This window comes from Streptomyces sp. NPDC031497, from assembly GCF_055580905.1.
Map to the genome: position 1 here is coordinate 31,705 of NZ_JBVIKO010000035.1, position 22,327 is coordinate 54,031.

At 70.8% G+C, this 22,327-nt stretch carries 14 protein-coding genes; 5 read left to right on the forward strand and 9 right to left on the reverse strand.

All coding sequences use genetic code 11. The annotated features are described in order from the left end of the window. Positions 1-181 precede the first annotated feature (181 nt). Positions 182-640: a lamin tail domain-containing protein gene (locus tag ACZ5K7_RS43110; RefSeq protein ID WP_351711985.1), complete on the forward strand. Its 459-nt coding sequence runs from the start codon at positions 182-184 to the stop codon at positions 638-640. A 1-nt stretch (position 641) separates the two neighbouring features. On the opposite strand, the gene ACZ5K7_RS43115 is transcribed toward ACZ5K7_RS43110, so the two are convergent. Further along, complete coding sequence (locus ACZ5K7_RS43115; protein ID WP_468922990.1) at positions 642-2,576, reverse strand: acyl-CoA dehydrogenase family protein; 1,935 nt, start codon at positions 2,574-2,576, stop codon at positions 642-644. Between the two features lie 323 nt (positions 2,577-2,899). Between ACZ5K7_RS43115 and ACZ5K7_RS43120 the strand changes: the two genes are divergently transcribed. From ACZ5K7_RS43120 to ACZ5K7_RS43130, 3 genes are all read left to right on the forward strand, one after another. Continuing rightward, positions 2,900-3,913 (forward strand): LacI family DNA-binding transcriptional regulator, encoded by a 1,014-nt coding sequence (locus tag ACZ5K7_RS43120; protein WP_450973556.1) that lies wholly within the window; start codon positions 2,900-2,902, stop codon positions 3,911-3,913. 79 nt (positions 3,914-3,992) lie between these two features. Next, positions 3,993-6,047: a TIM-barrel domain-containing protein gene (locus ACZ5K7_RS43125; RefSeq protein WP_468922994.1), complete on the forward strand. Its 2,055-nt coding sequence runs from the start codon at positions 3,993-3,995 to the stop codon at positions 6,045-6,047. Between the two features lie 117 nt (positions 6,048-6,164). Continuing rightward, complete coding sequence (locus tag ACZ5K7_RS43130; protein ID WP_468922997.1) at positions 6,165-7,352, forward strand: sulfotransferase family protein; 1,188 nt, start codon at positions 6,165-6,167, stop codon at positions 7,350-7,352. Positions 7,353-7,400: 48 nt separating this feature from the next. Here ACZ5K7_RS43130 and ACZ5K7_RS43135 read toward each other — a convergent pair whose 3' ends face one another. The 7 genes from ACZ5K7_RS43135 to ACZ5K7_RS43165 form a co-directional block, all read right to left on the reverse strand. After that, entirely contained in the window at positions 7,401-8,114 is a 714-nt protein-coding gene (locus tag ACZ5K7_RS43135) for a glycoside hydrolase family 12 protein (protein ID WP_450973554.1), read from the reverse strand. A gap of 36 nt (positions 8,115-8,150) precedes the next feature. Continuing rightward, the gene (locus ACZ5K7_RS43140; protein ID WP_468923001.1) at positions 8,151-10,379 is read right to left on the reverse strand and encodes a glycosyl hydrolase family 95 catalytic domain-containing protein; all 2,229 of its coding nucleotides are present in this window, start codon (positions 10,377-10,379) and stop codon (positions 8,151-8,153) included. Further along, positions 10,376-12,343 (reverse strand): beta-galactosidase, encoded by a 1,968-nt coding sequence (locus ACZ5K7_RS43145; RefSeq protein WP_468923004.1) that lies wholly within the window; start codon positions 12,341-12,343, stop codon positions 10,376-10,378. The genes ACZ5K7_RS43140 and ACZ5K7_RS43145 overlap by 4 nt, the downstream gene beginning before the upstream one ends. After that, entirely contained in the window at positions 12,343-14,529 is a 2,187-nt protein-coding gene (locus ACZ5K7_RS43150; RefSeq protein ID WP_468923007.1) for a 1,4-beta-glucanase, read from the reverse strand. Before ACZ5K7_RS43150 ends, ACZ5K7_RS43145 begins: the two co-directional genes overlap by 1 nt. Positions 14,530-14,830: 301 nt before the next feature. Then, positions 14,831-15,769 carry a carbohydrate ABC transporter permease gene (locus ACZ5K7_RS43155; protein ID WP_468923010.1) on the reverse strand — a complete coding sequence of 313 codons (939 nt, stop codon included), beginning with the start codon at positions 15,767-15,769 and terminating at the stop codon, positions 14,831-14,833. Continuing rightward, on the reverse strand, positions 15,766-16,803 hold the full coding sequence (locus tag ACZ5K7_RS43160) for an ABC transporter permease (RefSeq protein ID WP_351712005.1): 1,038 nt from the start codon (positions 16,801-16,803) through the stop codon (positions 15,766-15,768). Before ACZ5K7_RS43160 ends, ACZ5K7_RS43155 begins: the two co-directional genes overlap by 4 nt. A 27-nt stretch (positions 16,804-16,830) precedes the next feature. Then, positions 16,831-18,531: an extracellular solute-binding protein gene (locus tag ACZ5K7_RS43165; RefSeq protein ID WP_351712007.1), complete on the reverse strand. Its 1,701-nt coding sequence runs from the start codon at positions 18,529-18,531 to the stop codon at positions 16,831-16,833. A 365-nt stretch (positions 18,532-18,896) separates the two neighbouring features. Here ACZ5K7_RS43165 and ACZ5K7_RS43170 point away from each other — a divergent pair, with 365 nt between their 5' ends. Continuing rightward, a complete protein-coding gene (locus tag ACZ5K7_RS43170) occupies positions 18,897-21,752 on the forward strand; it encodes a glycoside hydrolase family 3 C-terminal domain-containing protein (protein WP_468923015.1) in 2,856 nt (951 codons plus the stop codon). A gap of 172 nt (positions 21,753-21,924) precedes the next feature. On the opposite strand, the gene ACZ5K7_RS43175 is transcribed toward ACZ5K7_RS43170, so the two are convergent. Beyond that, positions 21,925-22,311, reverse strand: coding sequence for a TraR/DksA family transcriptional regulator (locus ACZ5K7_RS43175; protein WP_351712065.1), 387 nt, complete (start codon positions 22,309-22,311; stop codon positions 21,925-21,927). Positions 22,312-22,327: the final 16 nt, after the last annotated feature.

Genomic DNA, 22,327 nt, shown 5'->3' on the forward strand with positions numbered 1-22,327 from the left:
TTGTTGCCGCAATCGGCGGCCCGGAGGACAGCGCGTCCCGCACGCGGGTGCCTTATCAGTTCTTGGCGCCGTATGAAGCGAGATTCCCCTTGTGAGGTTCGCGTGAAGATCATGTGATAACACTTCTGTCGGGTCGGCGAAGGGCCGACCCGACCGGAAGACATCCTGGGGGGATCTCTCCATGCGTACTGTGCGCATACGTGCTGCCCTGCCCGCGCTCGCGGGCGCCGCGCTGCTCACCGGCACCGTGCTCAGCACCCCGGCGCAGGCCGCCGGCGGCGTGACCATCTACCACGTCTGGTTCGACAGCCCGGGCAGCGACAACCGCTCCAACACGAGCCTCAACGCCGAGTGGGTGCAGATCAAGAACACCGGCGGCTCGGCCGTCTCCCTCAAGGGCTGGGTCCTGAAGGACACCTCGAACCACCGCTACGTCTTCAAGAACATCAAGATCGGCGCCCACAAGACGATGAAGGTGCACACCGGCCGGGGGACGGACACCGCGTCGGACAAGTTCCAGAACCGCCGCGCCTACGTGTGGAACAACACCAGCGACACGGCGACGCTGACCAAGGCGACCGGCACCAAGGTCGACTCCTGCTCCTGGACGACGCGGGATCCGAGCGACAAGTACTGCTGACCTACTTCAGGGGACGGCGGACGTTCTCGCGCCGCGACGGCCCGGGGGTCGCGTCGGCGATCCACGGGCCCTCGCCCGACGGGTCGACGATCCCCCGCTCCAGCCACTCGTAGGAGCCGCCGAGCACACCCTTGACGACCTTGCGGTCCAGGTCGTCGGTGTTCGACCAGAGGCGGGTGAACAGCTCGTCGACGCGGACCCGGGCCTGCCGGCAGAACGCGTCGGCGAGCTGGTAGGCCTCGCGGCCGTGGTCGCCCTGGCGGCGCAGCAGTTCGGCGCGGACACAAGCCGCGCTCATCGCGAACAGCTCGGCGCCGATGTCCACGATCCGGCCCAGGAAGCCCTGCTTGGTCTCCATCCGGCCCTGCCAGCGGGACATGGCGTAGAAGGTGGACCGGGCGAGCTTGCGGGCGTGCCGCTCGACGTAGCGCAGATGCGGGGAGAGGTCCACGCCGTGCTTGAAGTCGGCGTACGACGTGGGGAGTTGCCCCGGGCCCGCGACCAGCTTCGGCAGCCACTTGGCGTAGAAGACGCCCGCGTTCGCGCCCGCCTTCGCCTTGTCCTGGAGGGACTTGTCGGGGTCGATGAGGTCGCCCGCCACCGAGAGGTGGGCGTCCACGGCCTCGCGCGCGATCAGCAGGTGCATGATCTCCGTGGAGCCCTCGAAGATGCGGTTGATGCGCAGGTCGCGCAGGAGCTGCTCGGCGGGGACGGCACGTTCCCCGCGCGCCGCGAGGGACTCCGCCGTCTCGAAGCCGCGGCCGCCGCGGATCTGGACCAGCTCGTCCGCCATCAGACAGGCCATCTCGGAGCCGTAGAGCTTGGCGAGGGCGGCCTCGATGCGGATGTCGTTGCGGCTCTCGTCGGCCATCTGGGAGGACAGGTCGACGACCGCCTCCAGGGCGAAGGTGGTCGCCGCGATGAAGCTGATCTTGGAGCCGACCGCCTCGTGCAGCGCGACCGGCTTGCCCCACTGCTCCCGGACTGCCGACCACTCGCGGGCGATCTTCAGACACCACTTGCCGGCGCCCACGCACATCGCGGGGAGGGAGAGCCGGCCGGTGTTGAGGGTGGTGAGAGCGATCTTGAGGCCCGCGCCCTCGGGTCCGATGCGGTTGGCCGCCGGGACCCGGACCTGGTGGAAGCGGGTCACGCCGTTCTCGAGGCCGCGCAGGCCCATGAAGGCGTTGCGGTTCTCGACGGTGACGCCCTCGGAGCCGGCCTCGACCACGAAGGCCGTGATCCCGCCCTTGCCGTCCGCGGACTTGGGGACGCGGGCCATGACCACGAGCAGGTCGGCGACCACCCCGTTGGTGGTCCACAGCTTCACCCCGTCGAGGACGTAGTCGTCGCCGTCCCGTACGGCGGTGGTGGCGAGGCGGGCCGGGTCCGAGCCGACGTCCGGCTCGGTGAGCAGGAACGCGGAGATGTCGGTGCGGGCGCAGCGGGGCAGGAAGGCGTCCTTCTGCTCCTGGGTGCCGAAGATCTTCAGCGGCTGGGGTACGCCGATCGACTGGTGGGCGGAGAGCAGCGCGCCGACCGCCGGGTTCGCGGAACCGACCAGGGCGAGGGCCTTGTTGTAGTAGACCTGGGTGAGGCCGAGGCCGCCGTACTTGGTGTCGATCTTCATGCCGAGGGCGCCGATCTCCTTGAGGCCGGAGACGACCTCGTCGGGGATGCGCGCCTCGCGCTCGATGCGGGCCGAGTCGATCTTCGTCTCGCAGAACTCGCGCAACCGTGCGAGGAACTCCTCGCCGCGGCGCACGTCCTCGTCCGCGGGGAGCGGATGGGGGTGGATGAGGTCGAGCCGGAAGCGCCCGAGGAACAGTTCCTTGGCGAAGCTGGGCTTGTGCCAGTCCTGTTCCCGGGCGGCCTCCGCCACCTGACGGGCTTCCCGCTCGGTGACGGTGGGTTTCTTGGTGGTGGGGGCGGACATTGGGGCTCACCTCGCCACAAAAAGGGGTGTTGTGGACCGTTCGTTACCGACCAGTGCTACTGGATCGTTGGTACCCGAAACGGGCCGCACCCACCAGCCCTCGCGGTCCGATCGGGTCACCCGGACCCGTCGACGCGGTCCGCGGTGTTGCATCGGGGGGTTCTTCCGGGGGACGGTTCGGCGAGAGTGCCGTCAATTCACTGTCGAAGCGCTTCGACACCCTATGGACACCCACCCCCACTGGGGCTACTGTCGAACCACCCTTACCCACCCTTGTCAGCAACGCGCACTGTCGAAGCGCTTCACAAAGCTTGGAGAGCTGGATGGTCACCCTCGCCGAGGTCGCCCAGCACGCCGGAGTCTCGGCGAGCACGGTGAGCTATGTCCTCAGCGGCAAGCGGTCCATCTCCACCACCACCCGGCAGCGGGTCGAGCAGAGCATCCGGGAGCTGGGCTACCACCCGAACGCCGGCGCCCGTGCCCTGGCCAGCAGCCGGTCGAACATCATCGCGCTGATGATCCCGCTGCGTACGGACATGTACGTGCCGGTGATGATGGAGATCGCGATCGCCGTGGCCACCACGGCCCGCGCCCACGGCTACGACGTCCTGCTGCTCACCGGCGAGGAAGGGCCGGACGCGGTACGCCGGGTCACCGGCAGCGGGCTGGCGGACGCGATGATCCTGATGGACGTGGAGCTGGAGGACGAACGGCTGCCACTGCTCCGGGGGACCGACCAGCCCTCCGTACTCATCGGTCTGCCCGCTTCCACCACCGGGCTGACCTGCGTCGATCTCGACTTCGGGGCCACCGGCGCACTGTGCGTGGAGCACCTCGCGAAGCTCGGCCACCACGACATCGCTGTCATCGGCGAGGCACCGGCGGTCTACGAGCGGCACACCGGCTTCGCCGAACGCACCCTCGACGGACTGCGGTCCCGGGCCCGGGAGCTGGGGCTGCGGGTGCTGCACCGGCCGTGCGAGGGCGGGTACGACGCGATGGCCGTCACCCTGGCCCGGATCTTCGACGAGCGCCCGGGCACCACGGGCTTCGTCGTCCAGAACGAGTCCGCGGTGGAGCCGCTGCTCGCGCTGCTGCGCCAGCAGGGCCGGGCCGTGCCCGAGGACGTGTCGGTGGTCGCGATCTGCCCGGACCAGGTCGCCGTCCAGGCCTCGGTGCGGCTGACGTCCGTCGCCATCCCCGCCCAGGAGATGGGCCGGTACGCCGTGGAGCACCTGGTCGCCAAGCTGGACGGCCGCGGCGGTGACGACGTCGTGCTGATCGCGCCCGAGTTGACGGTGCGGGCGAGCACGGGCCCGGCGCCGGCCCGGGCCTGACCCACCCCGCTCTTGCGCACCGCCCCGCACCGCCCTGCCGGGGCACCCCCATGTCTGCACTCATTCAGGAGCACGCCTCGTGAATCAGCCTGCCGAAATCCAGTCCGCCGAAGCGCAGCCCAAGGTGAGCCTCGCGCAGTCCTCCCCCACCGTCGGCACGTTCCGTGAGCGGGACGGTGCCCTGGAGTGGAGCGGGCGCCAGGAGACGCTGCGGATCGAGCCGTGGGGGCCGGACGCGGTCCGGGTGCGTGCCCGGCTCGGCGGTCCGGTCCTCGACGACCTGCCGGGCGCCCTGCTCGACGCGCCGCCGGCCACCGGGTCGACCGTCAAGATCGCCGACGGTGAAGGACGGCTGACGGTCGGCGGCCTGACCGTCGAGGTGTCCGCCGAGGGCCTGGTCCGGTACCTGCGCACCGACGACCTCTCGGAGATCCTGGCCGAGCAGCGCGCCCACTTCTGGTGGCCCGGCTCGCGTCTCTACACCGCCGTCGGCAACGGCCACCACCGGCTGGAGCAGCGGTTCGCCGCCTACGAGGGCGAGCGGCTGTACGGCCTGGGCCAGCACCAGCACGGCCGCCTCGACCAGAAGGGCCTCGTCCTCGATCTGGTCCAGCGCAACGCCGAGGTCTCGGTCCCGGTGCTGGTCTCCAGCCGCGGCTACACCCTGCTGTGGAACAACCCCGCGATCGGCCGCGTCGAACTGGCCGGCAACGGCACCCGCTGGGTGGCCGACTCGGCCCGCCAGCTCGACTACTGGATCACCGCCGGCGATCCGGCCGGCGGCCAGCGCAACTACAGCGCGGTGACCGGCCGTTCGCCGATGCTGCCGGAGTGGGCGGCGGGCTTCTGGCAGTGCAAGCTGCGCTACCGCACCCAGGACGAACTCCTCGCCGTGGCCCGGGAGTACAAGCGGCGCGGGCTGCCCCTCTCCGCGATCGTCTGCGACTTCTTCCACTGGACCCACCTCGGCGACTGGAAGTTCGACCCGAAGGAATGGCCCGACCCGGCCGCGATGGTCCGTGAACTGGCCGAGCTGGGCGTCAAGCTGGTGGTGAGCGTGTGGCCGTCGGTGTCCCCGCTGTCCGAGAACCACCCGGTGATGGAGCAGCGCGGGTACTTCATCGGCACCCAGTACGGCCCGATGGCGCACGCCGACTGGCCGGACAAGGAGGTGGCGTCGACCGTCCAGGTCGCCTTCTACGACGCCACCAACCCCGAGGCCCGCGCGTTCGTCTGGTCCCGGGTGAAGGAGAACTACCTCGATCCGTACGGCATCACGGCGTTCTGGCTGGACGCCTGCGAGCCCGAGCTGAAGCCCGGCTTCCAGGAGAACCTGCGTTACTGGACGGGCCCGGGCCTGGAGGTCGGCAACAGCTACCCCGCCGAGAACTCCCGCACCTTCTACGAGGGCCTGCGGGCGCAGGGCGAGGAGGTCGTCACCCTCAACCGTTCGGCGTGGGCGGGCAGCCAGCGCTACGGTGCCGCATTGTGGTCCGGCGACATCGGCACCGACTTCGCGACCCTGCGCCGGCAGATCGCGGCCGGCCTCAACACGGCCCTGTCCGGTATCCCCTGGTGGAACACGGACATCGGCGGCTTCCACGGCGGCGACCCGGACGACCCGGCCTACCGCGAGGTGCTGGTCCGCTGGTTCCAGTTCGGCGCGCTGTCCCCGCTGATGCGCCTGCACGGCTTCCGGGACCCGGGCATGCCGCTGGGCCCCGACATGACCGGCGGTCCCAACGAGGTGTGGTCGTACGGCGCGGAGGCCGGCCCGATCCTGGAGAAGTACCTGCGGCTGCGCGAGCGCCTCAGGCCCTACGTCCTCCAGGTCATGCGGGAGGCCCACGAGGAGGGTCTGCCGGCGATGCGGCCGCTGTTCCTGGAGTTCCCGCAGGACCAGGCGGCCTGGACGGTGGACGACAGTTATCTGTTCGGCCGGGACCTCCTGGTGGCGCCGGTGCTAACGGCGGGCGCCACGGCCCGGACGGCGTATCTGCCGGCGGGTGCCTGGTGGACGGACGCGTGGACCGGTGAGTCGTACGAGGGCGGTACGGCGGTGACGGTGGACGCGCCGCTGGACCGTATCCCGCTGTTCCTGCGGGACGGGGCGGAACTGCCGGTCACGGAGTAGCACCGGGGGACTGCGGTTACCGGCCGGTTAATGTCTCAACTCAGCGGTGTGGTGGGGCAGTTGGAGGGGGTAGTAGGTATCCCCTCTTCCTGTCCCCCCACGAAGGGTCCCGTTGCCGTGTCCTCCGGACCGCTCCCCCTCACGCTCGCCAATCTGCTCCTCAGACCCGCCTCCCGTACCCGCCGCGCACCGGACCAGGCCTTCGAGCGGCTGCTCGACGCGGCCGGGCGGACAGCGGGCGACGAAGCGTTCGCCGACGGCTTCCGTCACCTGCTGCGATGTTGGTCCGGCGCCGAGCACCTCACCCCCGTCGGCTGGCTGTCGGCACGCGGCCACATCGGCCGCCACCTCGCCAACCGGGCCCGGGTCCGCCGACTGCTCGCCGAGCACCCCGGGATCGAGCGGGAGCCGGTCGACCGGCCGGTGTTCGTGGTGGGCCTGCCCCGCACCGCCACCACGCTCACCCACAGCGTGCTGTCTCTCTCCGCGGGCCACCGTTGCCCGCTGCTCTGGGAGTTACTCACCCCGGACCTCGAACTCGGTTCCACGGAACGGGAGAAGGCGATCGAGACCGCCCGCCGCCTGGTCGGCGGGATCAACCTCTTCGCGCCGGGCTTCCGCCACATCCACAACCTGCGCCCGGAGGGGCCGGAGGAGTGCACCTTCGCACTGCCGCACACGGTGATGCCGCTGTCCCAGGCCGTGATCCCGGAGTACCTGCCCTGGCACGAGAGCCATGACTTCGAGGCCGACTACCGGTACCTCAAGCAGATCTACCAGGTACTCCAGTACGGCCGCCCGCGCCGCCGCTGGGTGCTGAAGTCCCCGCTGCACCTGGAGAACCTGGACGCGCTGCGCGCGGTCTTCCCGGACGCCACCATCGTGTGGACGCACCGCGATCCGGCCACCGCCGTGGCCTCGTTCTGCAGCCTGGTCGAGCACGGCATGGCGGTCAGCACCCGCCCCCTCGACCTGGACTGGATCGGCGCCACCTGGCTGGAGCTGCTCAGCCGCTCGGCCGCCCGCGGCCTGGCCGCCCGCGCGGGCATCCCTCGCGAGGCACTGGTGGACGTGCCGTACACCTGGCTGGGCGCCGACCCGGCCGCGGGCGCCCCGAAGCTCTACGCGGCCGTCGGCGCCCGCTGGACCGAGGCCGACGCGGCCCGCCTCCCCGCGGTCGTCGCCCGTCCCAAGGGGACCCCCGTGCACAGCTACGACCTGGCCCGCTACGGCCTCAGCCGCGCGGACGTCGACACGGCCTTCGCCGACTACAACGCGCTGCGCGCGGAGGTCGACCGGGCATGACCGCGCACGGGCCGGCCCCGCGACGCGCACGGGGCCGGCCCGTCCGGCTCAGCTGCTGCTGACGGTGAGGCTGTTGGTGGTGAAGTTCAGCCCGCCGGACGAGCTGGTGATCTCGTAGCCGAACTGCACGTCACCGATGGTCACGTTGCCGAACCAGCCCTTGGTGTCCTTGATCCACTTCAGGATCGGCAGGATGTCGATCGTGCCGGAGGTGGAGTTGGAGCTCCGGATGAACGAATAGACGTTGTTCGCGCCGTTGTTGCCCTTGTAGACGGTCCAGGTGTTGCTGCCCAGGGTGAGCGTGCCCTGCGAGGTCCCGAGCGGGCCGACGGCACCGGTCTTGTTGACCCAGAGCATGATCTCGTTGGCGTACCCGGTGTCCCAGATGTCGTACGACGTGTTGTACGCGCCGGACGACGGGACGGTCACGTTGTAGCTGCTGGTGAGCGATCCGAGAGAGGTGATCGTCTTGTTGATCACCTTCTTGGAGTTGGGGTACGACTTGATGCCGCCGGTGTTGGGGTGGTTGGCGGTGACGCCCCAGTTGGTGCCGGAGTTGGCCCAGATGCACTGGGTGCCGGCGCCGGAGCCCCAGATGTTGTTGTAGAGGGTGTAGCCGTTCAGCGTGGTGTTGCCCCATTGGTCGCAGGAGCTCCAGACGGCGGCCGAGGCGGGCGCCGAGGCGAGGCCGACGGTGGCGCCGAGGGCGAGCGCGGGGGCGATCAGGGCCGTGGCGGCCCTGCGATACGTGCGTGATGCCATGGTGTCCCTTCCATGGGTGGGGGGAGGTGCGGGTGGCTACCACGTCCCCAGGGTGAGGACGTGGTCTTCTCCGGCGACGAGGTCGAGCGGCTGGGCGCCGGAGGAAGTCCACAGGTCGATACGGAGCGTCCGGTGCGGCTTCAGGACGGCTCGCGCGCCTTCAGGGGTCCAGTCGAGGTCGAGTTCGGCTCCGAACCGGGTGCGGATTCCGGTCAGCCGGCCGCGGCCGAGGGCGGCCGGCGGTGCGGGGAGCAGGACCAGCCGGTTTGGGGTCGACTGGACGAGGGCCTCGATCAGGACGGCGGGCAGGGTGTGCGCGGCGTCGGCGTTGTAGACGTCGCGGTTCGGGTAGTGGGCGCTCATCAGGGAGGCGTGGAAGAAGTCGCCGGCCAGGACCCGGTCGAGGGCGGCGGCGACCCGTTCGCCGTCCCTCAGCCGGGCGGCGACGAGCGCGTGGTGGAGGTGTCCGTGCGCCGAGTCGTTCTCGGCTCCGCGCAGTTCGAGCGCGCGACGGGCGGCGGCCGCCAGCTCCGGGGTGTCGTAGGGCGTGATCTCGTCGAGCGGCCAGACGCCGTAGAGGTGGCTGAGGTGGCGGTGGTCGTAGGTGTCCCGCAGGCCGGGCCAGGCCCATTCGGCGAGTGCGCCGTCGGCGTTGATCCGGTGCGGGGGCAGCCGGTCGGCGAGAGCGCGCCAGCGGTCGGCGTCCGGGCCCGGGTGGTAGTCGGCCGCGGTGCGCAGGGCGTGCCGGGCGGCGGAGAGGTCCATCGCCGCGTTGATCGCGCCCCAACTGGCGTTCGCGGGGCGGTTCTCGGGCGAGTAGGAGGGCACGATCACGAGGTGGCCGTCGGCGTCGGTCCGGGTGAGGAAGTCCTCGTAGAATCGCGCGACTTCGGCCAGCACCGCCGCCGTACGGGGATCACGGCCGCCGCGGATCTCGTCGTGGTCGACGAGCGGCTTGAGCAGCCAGTCGGCGCCGGCCGTCCACAGGTGCAGGGGGTATTCCCGGCTGTAGTGGTAGGCCAGCCCGGACTCGCCGTCGCTGTGCGCGGGCGCGACCGCACCCCGGGCGCCGAACACCGCGCGGGCGTTCTCCCGCCAGTCGCCGAGCTGGCGCTGGATCAGTGCGGCGCAGGCCTGTGTGACTTCGGGAAGGGCGGCGGCCGCGGCCGAGGCCGTCTGGAGGTTGACGTTGGCGTCGTTGGTGAACGCGCCCGACCATGCGGTGTCCCAGTCGCCGGTCCACAGGCCGGTCAGGCGGGGCGGGTTGAGGCCGGAGGCGGAGAGCAGGTGGTAGCGGCCGGCGGCGAAGAGCCGCTCCAGGAGGGCCGCTTCGGCGGGCTTCCTGAGCAACTCGGATCCTGGCAGCGCGCGTTCGGCCGGGTCGGCGCCCAGGTCGAGGGTGACGCGGGTGTAGGCGGTGCGGTGCGGGCCGAGGTGGCGGGCGAGCAGCGCGTCGTACGACTCCTGGTCGGCGAGCAGGTCGCTCAGTGCGCGTGCCTCGGCGGTCACGTCGAGTTCGCCGGTGTGGCGGCGGACCCGGGTGAGGAGGAGGACGGACTCGGCGCCGGTGACGCGGACGCCCGGCGGGACGAGTCCGGTGCTGCCGCCGGTGACGGCGACCAGGGTGACGCCGGTGTAGGCGCGGTCGCTGTCGGGGTAGCGGGCGCGGAGGCTGAGCAGGGCGCCCTCGGGGGTGCGCAGCGCGCCGTGGCCGACGCCCAGGCCGGGCGGGGCGCCGGGGAGCCGGTGGTCGAGGGCGATGTCGAGGTCGGCGGCGCCGACGACCTGCTGCACGATCACGTCGTCCGCGCGGGAGACGAAGACTCGGCTGGTCCAGTCGGCGGCGGTGGCGGTGGCCTCGCCGGTGGTGAAGTCGACGGAGCGGCGGTAGCCGTCGGACCGGCCGTGCGGCCTGCGCAGCCGGATCTGGAAGGCGGGGTGGAAGGGCTGCACCCACTGGAGCGGACGGCCGTCGGTGAAACTCTCGGCGGCGGCCGGCTCCCCGGCGAGCAACCTGTCCTGTACGTCGGCGAGTTCGGCCGCCAGGCGCGGCGGCCGGGCGTGTTCGCCGCCGTTCGGGCGGACGAGGGTGTGGTGGGTGACGATGACACGGTCGTCGTTCGGATCGCCGAACGCGAGGGTGCCGTGGTGGCCGTTGCCGCTCAGGAAGGCGTCCTCCCAGCGAGCGGCGGGGGCCGGCTCCCAGGTGCCGTGGACGGGGCCGGTGGCGGTGTTGACGCGGGTGTCCGTGCCGGTGGCGGTCATGGCTTGAGCACCGCCACGCCGTAGCGGCCGAGGACGGTCTCGTCGGTGACGGTCGTACCGGTCAGCAGGTCTCGATGTGTTCCCATGAGGGAGATCTTCACCTCGTCACGCCCGTGGTTGAACAGGAACAGCAACTCGCCCCGGCGGACCGCCTCGACGCCCGGGGGCAGCCCGTCGAGCACCGGGCGCACCCCCGCGTCCGCCGCGATCCGGCCGAGCAGCTTCCGCAGCGCCTCCGGCTCCGGGAGCGTGGAGAGGTACCAGGCCCGTCCGGTGCGCAGCACGGCGGGCAGCCCGTCGAGTTCCCCGCCCTGGTACGGCACGGTCTCGGAGACCCCGGGCGCGGCCTCGATCTCCTCCGACCACAGGGTTCCCCGGAAGCCCTCGCACGCGACGCGCTCCCCCGCGTCCAGCGGCCACCACTCGTGCAGGGTGCGGATGCCGAACAGCTCGCGCAGCCGTGCGTCCATGCCGCCGGGGCGGATCCGGTCGTCCTCGTCGGCGACGCCGGTCAGGAAGCCGCTGACCAGGGTGCCGCCGCCGCGGACGTAGCCGAGAAGGTTGCCGATCGCGGCGTCGGTGAGGAGGTAGAGCTGCGGGACGACGACCAGCTTGTAGGAGGACAGGTCGTGTTCGGGGTGGGCGAAGTCGGTGGTGAGGTTCGCCTCCCACAGGGCCCGGTGCCAGGCGTGCAGGACGTCGGGGAGGTCCACCTCGGTGGAGAGCCGGCCTTCGTGGGCGCCGGCCCACCAGGAGTGCCAGTCGTGGAGGATCGCGATGTCCGCCTCGATATGACAATCGGTCACCTCGGCTCCGACTGCTGCCAGTTCGGAGCCGAGCCGCTTGACCTCCTGATACGTACGGCCCTCCTCCCCCGCGTGGCTGACCATCCCGGAGTGGAACTTCTCCGCGCCCTGCCTCGACTGCCGCCACTGGAAGTAGCAGACGGCGTCCGCGCCCCGGGCGACGGCCTGGAGGGACCACTGACGGTTGAGGCCACGGGGTTTGGGGTGGTTGACCCCACGCCAGTTGACCGGCCCGGCGGCCTGCTCCATCAGCATCCAGGGGCCGCGCGCCTGGGAACGGGTGAGGTCGTGGACGAGCGCGCCCTGCTGCGCGCCCAGCGGATCGCGCGGGTCGGGATAGAGATCGACGGAGACGACGTCCTCCTCGGCCGCCCAGCGCCAGGCGTCCTGGCCGATCCACAGCGGCATGAAGTTGGTGGTCACCGGGATGTGCGGGGTGTGCCGGGCGACGATGTCCCGTTCGGCCGTGTAGCACTCCAGGAGCATGTCTGAGGTGAACCGGCGGAAGTCCAGCACCTGGGTGGGGTTCTTCATGTAGTGGGCGTGGCGCGGCGGCAGGATGCCGTCCCAGGTGTCGTATCCCTGGCTCCAGAAGGCCGTGCCCCAGGCGGAGTTGAGGGCGTCGAGGGTGCCGTAGCGCTCGCGCAGCCAGCGGCGGAAGGCGGCGGCCGCCTCGTCGCCGTAGTCGAAGGTGCAGTACTCGTTGTTGATGTGCCACAGGGTGAGGGCCGGGTGGCCGCCGTAGCGGGCGGCGAGGTCCTCGGTGATGGCGGCGGCGTAGCGGCGGTAGGTGGCGCTGGAGTGCGAGAAGTGCTGGCGGCCGCCCCACCACTCGGTGCGGCCGTCGGCGTCCCGGGGCAGGGTGTCCGGGTGCAGTCGGCCCAGCCACGGCGGCGGCGCGGAGGTCGGGGTGGCGAGGACGACTCCGATGCCGTTGTCGTGCATCAGGTCCATGAGCCGGTCCAGCCAGCCGAAGTCGCGCTCTCCCGGCTGGGGTTCGAGCTTCGCCCAGGAGAAGACACCCATGGTCACGGAGTTGACGCCGGCGGCCTTCATCAGCCGGACGTCCTCGGGCCAGGTCTCCTCGGGCCACTGCTCGGGGTTGTAGTCGCCGCCGAAGAGGATGCGGCCGCGGGAGGCGTCGGCGAGGTTCGGCATCAGACGGGCTCCCCGTACTGGATGCCGCGCCCGTTGGTGGCGAGGTAGACCCGGCCGTACACGCGCGGGTCGCCGGTGATCGCCTGCCCGGTCCAGCCCCACTGGTGCCGGTCGTCGTTGATACGGGTCCAGGTCCCGGCCTCGTCGTCGGAGCGGTGGACGGCGGTGACGGACTCGGTGGAGCCGACGAGATAGACCGCTGGGTAGCCGGCGCCGTCGGCGGCCTTGCCGAAGCCGAGGGTGTAGGCGGCCCGGCAGCTGGCCACCTTGGTGAAGGTCGCGCCCCCGTCGGTGGACCGGTACAACCCGTTCCACTTCACGCTCAGCCATAGGTCACCGGATCTGCCGGGAGCCGCGGCCAGCTGGAACTGGCTGTCCCCGGCGGGCAGCCCGGTGGCACGCGCCGTGAACGTCCGGCCACTGTCAGTGCTGGCTTGTAGCGTTCCTGTGTCGGTGTCGTATGCGTAGAAGAGCGTCGGGTCGGCCGGGTCGGCGACCGGCGTGGCGCCCTTCGGGAAGGAGGGGATCTCGGTCCAGGTGGCGCCGTTGTCGTCCGACCGGTGGGCGGGGTACTTCGTCCCGTCCCAGTGCACGAAGGACCACAGCAGCGCGCTGCCGTCGGCGTTGGCGGCGATCGGCCCCGGTGCGTCGTGGGCGAGGGAGGGCTGGGCGGCGAAGGGCGCCCAGGTCCGGCCCCCGTCGTTCGAGAAGGCACCGTTGCCGTGGTCGCCCCAGCCGGTGCGGACCACGTACGCCGGCCTGCCCGCGGCCTGCGCGAGCCCCGTCGCCGACCCGAACACGGGGTTCGTGGCCATACCGCGGGACGGAGACGCGGTGAGCCGCTCGTGGTACAGGACGCCGATGTCCCCCGAGCCGCTCAGCAGGTGCGCCTCCCCGACCGGGGGCGACACCAGCTGCAGTACGGACGTCTCCTCCAGACCGCGGATCCGCGGGGCCCAGTGGACGAGGTCGCGGGTGCCGTAGAGGGTGGCGCCGGTGCCGTATACGACGTGCTTCGAGTCGTGCGGGTCGACGGCCACGGCCTGGATCCACCACCCGAACTTGGGCTGATCAGCGCCCCACTTCAGGAAGGGAGTCTCCGACACGTCGAAGACCGCGGTGTCCTTCAGGGACGTCCAGGTACGGCCGCCGTCGGTGGTCCGGTAGAGGGTGTCCACGGCCGCCCACCGGTTGTTCGTCGAGACGACGACGGTGCCGGGCCGGCGGGCGTCGACGGCCACCCCGCCGTAGCCGAAGGTGTCGCCGCCGCCGGGGTGGACCGGGGTGACCTCGGTCCAGCGGCCGGTGACGGTGGAGAGCTTGTGCACGCTGCCGTCGGCCTGGCCGTTGGGACCGGGGGCGTCGGCGTAGGTCACGTACAGCTCGCGCGCGTGCCGGTCGTGGGCGGCGCGGACCGGGATCTTGGCGGAGGTGCCGGTGGGTTGGCCGGGGACGGCTGCCCAGGTGCTCCCGTCGGTGGTGCGGTACAGGTTGACGGCGCCGGTGCTGCCGTCGGCGTCGCCCCAGCCGGCGTAGACGGCGCGGCCGACGGCGACGAGGAGGGTGACGCCCTGGCCGGAGGCGGCGGGGGTGGCCGGGAAACCGGTGACGGCCGCCCAGGTGGCGCCGCGGTCGGTCGACTTGAGCAGTCCGTCGTGCCGCGTCCCCAGCCAGAGGGTGTCGCTGTCACGCGGGTCGACCAGGAGGCGCTCGCCCATGCCCCGGCCGTCCTCGTTCGCGCCGAGCTTGACGGCGAGGTCGGTACGGGTCCAGGTGGCGCCGCGGTCGTCGGAGCGGAGGACCGCGCCGTTGCCGGCCCAGGACTGGGCGTAGGTGCCGAGCGCGAGGTAGAGCCGGTCCGGGTGGGCGGGGTCCACGGCGAGGGCCTCGACACCGAGGAGGTTCCAGTCGTCCCAGCCGAGGTGGTCGGTGAGGGGGGTCCAGCGGGCGGCGGGGGCGTCCCAGCGGTAGGCGCCGCCGATGTCGGTGCGGGCGTAGGCGAGGCCGGGGGTGGTGGGGTGGAAGAGGACGCCGGTGACGAATCCGGTGCCGCCGATCGCCGCGTTGCGCCAGCGGTACGCCTGCGGGCGGGGCTCGGCCGCGAGGGCGTTGGCGGTGAGGGCGGGGAGAGTGGCGAGGGCGGTGGCGGTGGCGGCGAGGACGGTTCTGCGGCTCAGGGTGGGCATGGGGAACCTTCGGTGGGTTGGGTGGGCGACCGGGGTGGGGGCTGGGCGGGGGTGGGGACGCTTACCGGCGCTTGCAGGGTGCCGCCCGCGCCCACCCGTGCCGCCTGAGGGTCCCCCAAGGTCTTTCGGGCTCCGGGGGAGGCACGACTGCCCGCGGCCGGAGAGTGTCACGAGCGCCCGCGGCTGGGGAGATGCGGCGGCTGCAGCGCCCCTTCAGGGGCGCGGGGAACTGCGCGGCCGGCCGCGAACCACCCGCAGTCGCCGACACTCCCCCGCCACCCCGTTCACAAGGCGCCGTCGGCTACCCCTTCACCGCCCCCGTCAGCATCCCCTTCTTGAAGTGCTTCTGGACGAACGGCGAGAGCACCGCCACCGGCAGCAGCGCCATCACCATCACCGCCATCTGCACCCCGAGCCCGGACAGCTGACCCGTCTTGATCGCCTGCCCCAGCCCCACCGGGGCTTCCTGCTTCTGCACCAGCTGGATCATGACGTTCTGCAGCGGCATCTTGTCCTGGTCGTTGAGGTACAGGGACGCGTTGAACCACGCGCTCCAGTACCCGACCGCGTAGAAGAGGGTGATCACGGCGAGCACCGCACGCGACAGCGGCATGACGATCTGCCACAGGATCCGGAAGTCGCCGGCGCCGTCTATGTGCGCGCTGTCGATCAGCTCCTGCGAGATGCCCATGAAGAACCCGCGCAGGACGAGGATGTTGAAGACGCTCACCGCGCTCGGCAGGATCAGGGCGAGATAGCTGTCGGTCAGGCCCAGGGACTGGACGAGGAGGTACGTCGGGATCAGGCCCGCGCTGAAGAACATGGTCGCCAGCAGCAGCATCAGGAACCAGCGGTGGCCCAGGGAGCCGATGCGCGAGAGGCCGTACGCGCACAGCACCGACACGGCCATCGAGAACAGCGTGCCGACGACGGTGATCAGGATGCTGATGATCGTGGCCCGGGTGACCTGGCCGCCGCTCAGCAGCTCCTTGTAGGCGATGAAGGTGATGCCCTTGGGCACCATCACCAGTCCGCCGGCCTCGTCGATCGTCTTCCGTGAGGAGAGGCTGGTCACGACGATGATCCACAGGGGGAAGAGGATGCCCAGGCAGGCGAGGGCGAGCACGAGACCCTTGCCGGCCAGGCCCGCCCTGCCGGGCTCCTCCTCCCATGCCGGACGGGGTGGGGCGCCCCATCGGGAAGGTTCCCGTACGGGAGGCTTGTCGATGACGGCGGTCACTTCTTGTACACCCCCTGCTCGCCCATGAGATGGGCCACTTTGTTCGCGGCGAGGACCAGGCCGAGGCTGACCACGCCCTTGATCAGACCGGCGGCGGCCGCGTAGCCGAAGTCCTGGTTGCGGACGCCGTTCCACCAGACGAAGGTGTCGAGGACTTCGGCGGCTCCTGGGCCGACCGCGTCCCGTTGGAGCAGGATCTGTTCGAAGCCGACGGTCAGCGCGTCGCCCACGCGCAGCACCAGCAGCAGGGCGATCACCGGCCGCAGGGCGGGCAGCGTGACATGCCAGATGCGGCGCCAGCGGCCGGCCCCGTCCATCGCCGCCGCCTCGTAGAGGTCCGGGCTCACGGAGGCCAGCGCGGCCAGGAAGACGATGATCCCCCAGCCCGCGTCCTTCCAGACGCCCTCCGCCGTGACCAGGAACTTGAAGGTCGACGGGTCGGTCATGATGTCGAGGCCGTCGTAGCCGTGCTGTCTCAGCAGCTGCGACAGCAGACCCGCGCCACCGAAGATCTGCTGGAAGACGGAGATGACCAGCACCCAGGAGAAGAAGTGCGGGAGGTACAGGACCGCCTGGGAGATCGCCCGCACCCGGGGCCGGACCACGCTGTTGATGAGCAGCGCGAGTGCGATCGGGATCGGGAAGAACAGCACGAGCTGCAGGGAGAACAGCACGAGTGTGTTCTTCACCGCGTCCCAGAACGCCGAGTCGGCGAAGATCCGCTGGAAGTTCTCGAAGCCCACCCAGGGGCTGTGCAGCATGGAGACGATGCCGTTGTCGCTGATGTACGGGTCGTAGTCCTGGAAGGCGACGATGTTGCCGAGGATCGGCAGGTAGTTGAAGACCAGGATCAGCAGGACCGCCGGCAGCGTCATCAGGATCAGCGCGCGGTCGCGTCTGAATCTGAGGCGCAGGCTCAGCTTCCCGGCCCCCGTCTTCCCGCGGGTGCCGGTGGCGCCGCCGGACGCCACGGGAGTCCGCCCCGCGCTGTCGTCTGCCTCGGCCCTGCTGCGAGGCACCGTGCTGTGGGACACGGCCGTTCTCCTTGCCTCGGTGCCGGGTCAGCTCGCCGACGAGCCGTTGTCGTCGAGCAGCTTCTTGTACCAGTCGCGCAGCCGGTCGCCGCCCTTGCTCTTCCAGTCGGAGACGGCCTGCTGCATGTCGCTGATCTTCTTGCGGCCGCGGGTGATGTCGTCTTCGAGCGTCTCGAAGTCGTTCATGAGGTTGGTGTAGCGGGACGGCTCGGTGATCATCTGGCCGAAGAAGCTGGACTTCCTGGTGAAGGAGCCCATCCGCTGCTGCCACTCGACCTGCGCCTTGGCGACGTCGGGGAAGTCGGGGTGGGCGATGGTGGGGGCGGGGCTGGCGACCATGACGTAGGCGTTGAGGACCTCGTTGTTGCCCTGGGTGGTCTTGGTGGGCACGCCGTTCTTGACGGTGTAGTGGGTGCCCTCGACGCCGTAGTTGGTGGCCATGTACTCCTTGGTGCCGTAGGGCGCGGCGGTGACGTTGGCGACGGCCAGCACGTCGTGGACGACGGACTCCGAGGCCTTCTTGTTGATGAAGGCGAAGATGCCGGCCGGCTGTTCGGCCCAGACCTGCGGGTCGCCGCCGTCGTGGGCGTAGACGTCCATGCCCCAGATCTTGTATTCCGGGTTCTGGGTGGCCTGTTCGGCGGTGCGGCTCCACCACTGGCTGATGTCGTTGGGGTAGATCAGGAACTCGCCGGCCGCGAACTTGGGGCCCGCGTCGGGGGCGTTCTTGCCGAGCTTGGCGTCGGGGTGCACGACGCCGGCGGCGAAGAGCTTGCGGGTCCACTCCAGTGCTTCGAGGTACTCGTCGGTCTCGATGCGGTTGATCAGCTTGCCGTCGACGAGGTTCCAGCCGAGCGGTTTCTCGCTGCCGGACAGGACGCTGAACATCTGCCAGGCGGTCCACTTCATGTCCATGCACGCCCAGCGCTTGGCCTTGGCGTTGGTGATCTCCTTGGCCAGGGAGAGGAACTCGTCCGCCGAGCGCGGGACCTCGTAGCCCTCCTTGTCGAAGATGTCCTTGCGGTAGAAGGGCACGATGTTGGTGACGTACGAGGACGGCATCGGCAGTCCGCGCAGCTTGCCGCCGAAGATGCAGCGCCGCCAGGCGTCGGTCGGGATGGCGGCGAGGTTCGGGTAGTCCTTGACCTTGTCACCCGACAGATACGGGCCGAGGTCGGCGAACTTGCTGATGATGGCGGTGGGTATCTTGCCGCCCATGTTCCAGTTCGGGACGACCACGACGTCCGGTACGTCGCTGGAGGCGAGGACCGCGCCGAGCTTCTGGTCGTAGGTGTTGCCGTCCTGGTTCTGCCACTCGACGTCGACGCCGATCAGGGCGTTCATCGCCTTGTAGTAGGCGTTGTCCTGCTTGGGCGGGGAGCCCCAGAACGGCGACATGACGGTGACCTTGCCGCCCTTGCCGAGCGTCTTCGGGACCGAGGTCTTCAGGGTCGCCAGGTCGAGCTTGCTGGTGAAGCCGATCGCCGAGCCGTTCTTCGCCGGGATGTCCGGGGCCACCACGTTGTTGGCGACGTAGGACGGCAGCAGCTTCGTCGCGTCCTTGCCCGAGGAGGAACCCCCGCCCGACCCGCTGTCCGACGCCCCGCAGGCGGCGAGCAACGGCGTGCCCCCCGCCACCGCTGCGGCGGCGACCGCCGTGGAGGCGAGGAAGCTTCTCCGGCTCGGACCGGAAGGACCAGAGGAGGGGGAAGCGGCGTTCGGCGTCATTGCGTCAACCCTTCATGGCGCACCAGGACACCCGGCGGTGGCCGTCGGCTGCGGTGTCTCGAGTGGAACTGGCTGAGCTGAAGCGATCCCCCGACCACGGTCGACCGCTGTCATGTGGTCCCTGGGGCGGACCGGTGAGTCGGCTGGTCGGCCAGTCGAAGCGCTTCGATGTTGCTGCGAGGTTAAGTGAACACCCGGGGGTGCACAAGGGTCGCTCCCAAGATTCCTCCGAGCCGACAGGGATGACCTCTTCGTATGCGCCGCTTGAAATTTCGGTGAGCGTCTCTTGACACCCGACGGTGCGTCGAATGAGCATCGAAGCGCTTCGAAAGCGCCTCGTCGCTCCATCGCAAGGGGAACCGCACGTGACCGATCGAACGCCGCCTACGCCGCCTTTCCGCGATCCGCACCTGCCGTTCGCGAAGCGCATCGACGACCTGCTGGCGCGGCTCACCCTGGACGAGAAGGTCTCCTTCCTGCACCAGTTCGCTCCCGCCGTGGAACGCCTGGGCATCGCCGCCTTCCGCACCGGCCAGGAGGCCCTGCACGGTGTCGCCTGGATGGGCCCGGCCACGGTGTTCCCGCAGGCGGTCGGCCTCGGCGCGACCTGGAACACCGATCTCGTACGACGGGTCGGCGAGGCCGTGTCCCGGGAGGTCCGGGCGATGCGCGCCCGCGACGACCGCGTGGGCCTCAACGTCTGGGCGCCGACGGTGAACCTGCTGCGCCATCCGCTCTGGGGCCGCAACGAGGAGGGCTACTCCGAGGACCCGAAGCTCACCTCCGCCATCGCCACCGCCTACACCCGCGGTCTGCGCGGCGACCACCCGGTGTACTGGCGCACCGCGCCCGTCCTCAAGCACTGGCTGGCCCACAACAACGAGACGGACCGCGCCACTTCCTCCTCCTCGGTCCGCCCGCGGGTGCTGCACGAGTACGACCTGCGCGCCTTCGAGGAGACCGTGCGGGCGGGCGCGGTGGCCGGCGTGATGCCGGCGTACAACCTGGTCAACGGCCGCCCCAACCACGTCTCCCCGTACCTGCGCGAGCAGTTGCGGACGTGGACGGCGGAGGATCTGCTGGTCTGCTCGGACGCCGGCGCGCCCAGCAACCTGGTCGACCACGAGCACTACTTCGACACCCACGAGGAGGCCACGGCGGCCGCCCTGCTCGCCGGTGTCGACAGCTTCACCGACCACGGCACGGACGGTTCGGAGATCGTCGCGCGGATCGACGGGGCTCTGGCCCAGGGCCTGTTGACCGAGGCCGACATCGACACGGCCGTACGCCGCCAGCTCTCGGTCCGCTTCCGCCTCGGCGAGTTCGACCCGCACGACGATCCACACGCCGACCCGCACGCGGACCCGTCCGACTTCGACACCCCCGCGCACCGCGCCCTCGCCCAGGAGGCGGCGGAACAGGCGGTCGTCCTCCTCAAGAACGACGGCGACCTGCTGCCGCTCGCGCCCGACACCCGGATCGCGGTGGTCGGTCTGCTCGCCGACGAGTGCAAGCTCGACTGGTACAGCGGCACCCTGCTGCACCGCTCCACCCCGCTGGAGGGCCTGTACGAACGGTTCGGCGCGGAGCGGGTGGAGTTCGCGGAGGGCGTGGACCGGGTCCGGCTGAGGCTCGCGGACGGCAGCTTCCTGCACGTACCGCCCGCCCCCGAGGCCGCCGAGGAGACGCGTGGCGCGACGGGCGCCCTGGACCCGGCGCTGCTGGCGGGCCGCACCGACCTGCCCCCGCTGACCACCGACGCGACCGGCACCGAACTCGCCCTCGTCGACTGGGGCGAAGGCGTGCTGACGCTCCGCGCCCCCGACGGCCGCTATCTCTCGGTCGCCGACGACGGCCGGGTCCGCGCCTCCGCCGACCAGCCCGGCGGCTGGGTCGTCCAGGAGACGTTCCGCCTGGAACCCCATGAGAACGGTCACCTCCTCCGGCATCTCGGCACGGGTCGCCACGTCTCTGTCGCCACCGACGGCGTGCAGGTTGCCGCCGAGAACGCGTCGATCTTCGAGTTGATCATCGTCGAGCGGGGTGCGGAGGCCGTCGCCAGGGCGGCCGCCGCGGCCGACGCGGTCCTGGTCGTCGCAGGCAACGACCCGCACATCAACGGCCGTGAGACCGAGGACCGTACGACCCTGGCCCTGCCCCCGCACCAGGAGCGTCTGTTGCGCGCGGCCCGGTCCGCGAACCCGCGGACGGTCCTGGCCCTGACGTCGGCCCACCCCTACGCGGTGGACGTGGCCCGCCTCCCGGCGGTCCTGTGGACGGCGCACGGCGGCCAGGCGGCCGGCACCGCGCTCGCCCGGGTGCTGGCCGGTGACGTCTCCCCCGCGGGCCGCCTCCCGCAGACCTGGTACGCCTCCGACGCCGACCTCCCCGACCTGCTCGACTACGACGTGCTGGGCGCCCGCCAGACGTACCTCTACTTCGAGGGCACCCCGCTCTTCCCGTTCGGCCACGGCCTGTCCTACGCGTCCTTCTCCTACGCCGACCTGGTCACCGAGGTGGCGGACGGGACGGTCCGCGTGTCCTTCACGGTCACCAACACCGGTGACGTGACGGCGGACGAGGTGGCCCAGCTGTACTCCCGGGCGGTCGAGCCGTCGTCGGTGCGCCCGCGCCGCGAACTCCTGGCCCACCGCAGGATCACCCTCGCCCCCGGCGCACGGACCGGGCTGACCTTCGAAGTCCCGCTCTCCGCCTTCGCGTTCTGGGACGTGGCCCGGGACGGATGGCGCCTGGAGAAGGGGCCGTACGAGGTCCTGGTCGGCGCGTCCAGCGAGGACATCCGGCTGCGTACGACGGTGATCCTGGACGGCGAGCCGGCGGTACCGCGCGATGTCACCGCCCAACACGGCCTGGAGGTGGCCGGCTTCGACGACCAGTCGGGCATCGCGATCGTGGACCGTACGAGGACGGCGGGCGACGCGGTCACACCGAAGGGTGACGGCCTCGGTGAACTCGTCTACCGGGACTGCGACTTCGGTCAGGGGGTGACGGAGGTGACCGCGCGGGTGTCGGGCGCCGGCTCGCTCGAACTGTCCCTGGACGGCGGCCCGTCGCTGACGGTGCTGACGCTCGCCGAGCCGACGCCGGGCCCGTACGCGTACACCTCGCTCACCGCCGGCATCGCCGCCGAGGGCGTGCACGACATCCACCTCAGACTGCGCGGCCCGCTGCGGCTCGCGCACGTCGGCTTCTCCGGTTGAGGGTCCGGAGCGGCCGGCACCGAGAAGGGGCCCGGCACCGGAAGGCAAGGGTGCCGGGCCCCTTCGAGGGGACGACGATCGAGCGTCACGACCGAACGTCTTTGAAACTCGGCATCCACCCGCACACCGAGTTGGGGCAGGACGACATGTCGCGCCCTCAACTGTGCACCCTTCAACGAGCTACGGACGCGCAGCGCACGCAGGTTTTCGCCGCCGGGCGAACTTCGAGGCGCTCCGTCGGGATCGGCTCACCGCATAGCTCGCAGCGCCCGTAGTCGCCTCTCTCCAACCGTTCCAGGGCGCGATCGAGATCGTTCAGATGCTCGCGCGACTGGGACAGCAGAGCGGTGACGTGCGCCCGCTCGAAGGCCGTGCTCGCCCCCTCCGGGTCGTGCTCGTCGTCAATGGCCACCAGTGCGTTCGCCTCGACGATCCCTTCGAACTCACGGCCAAGGGCGGATATCTGCTGCAGCGTGGCGACACGGTCGGCCGCGAGCAGCGCCCGCATCGACTCGCCCTGAGGCACGGGAAAAGCGGCATTGGTGCATTGATCGCTCATATCGGAGGAAACCTCA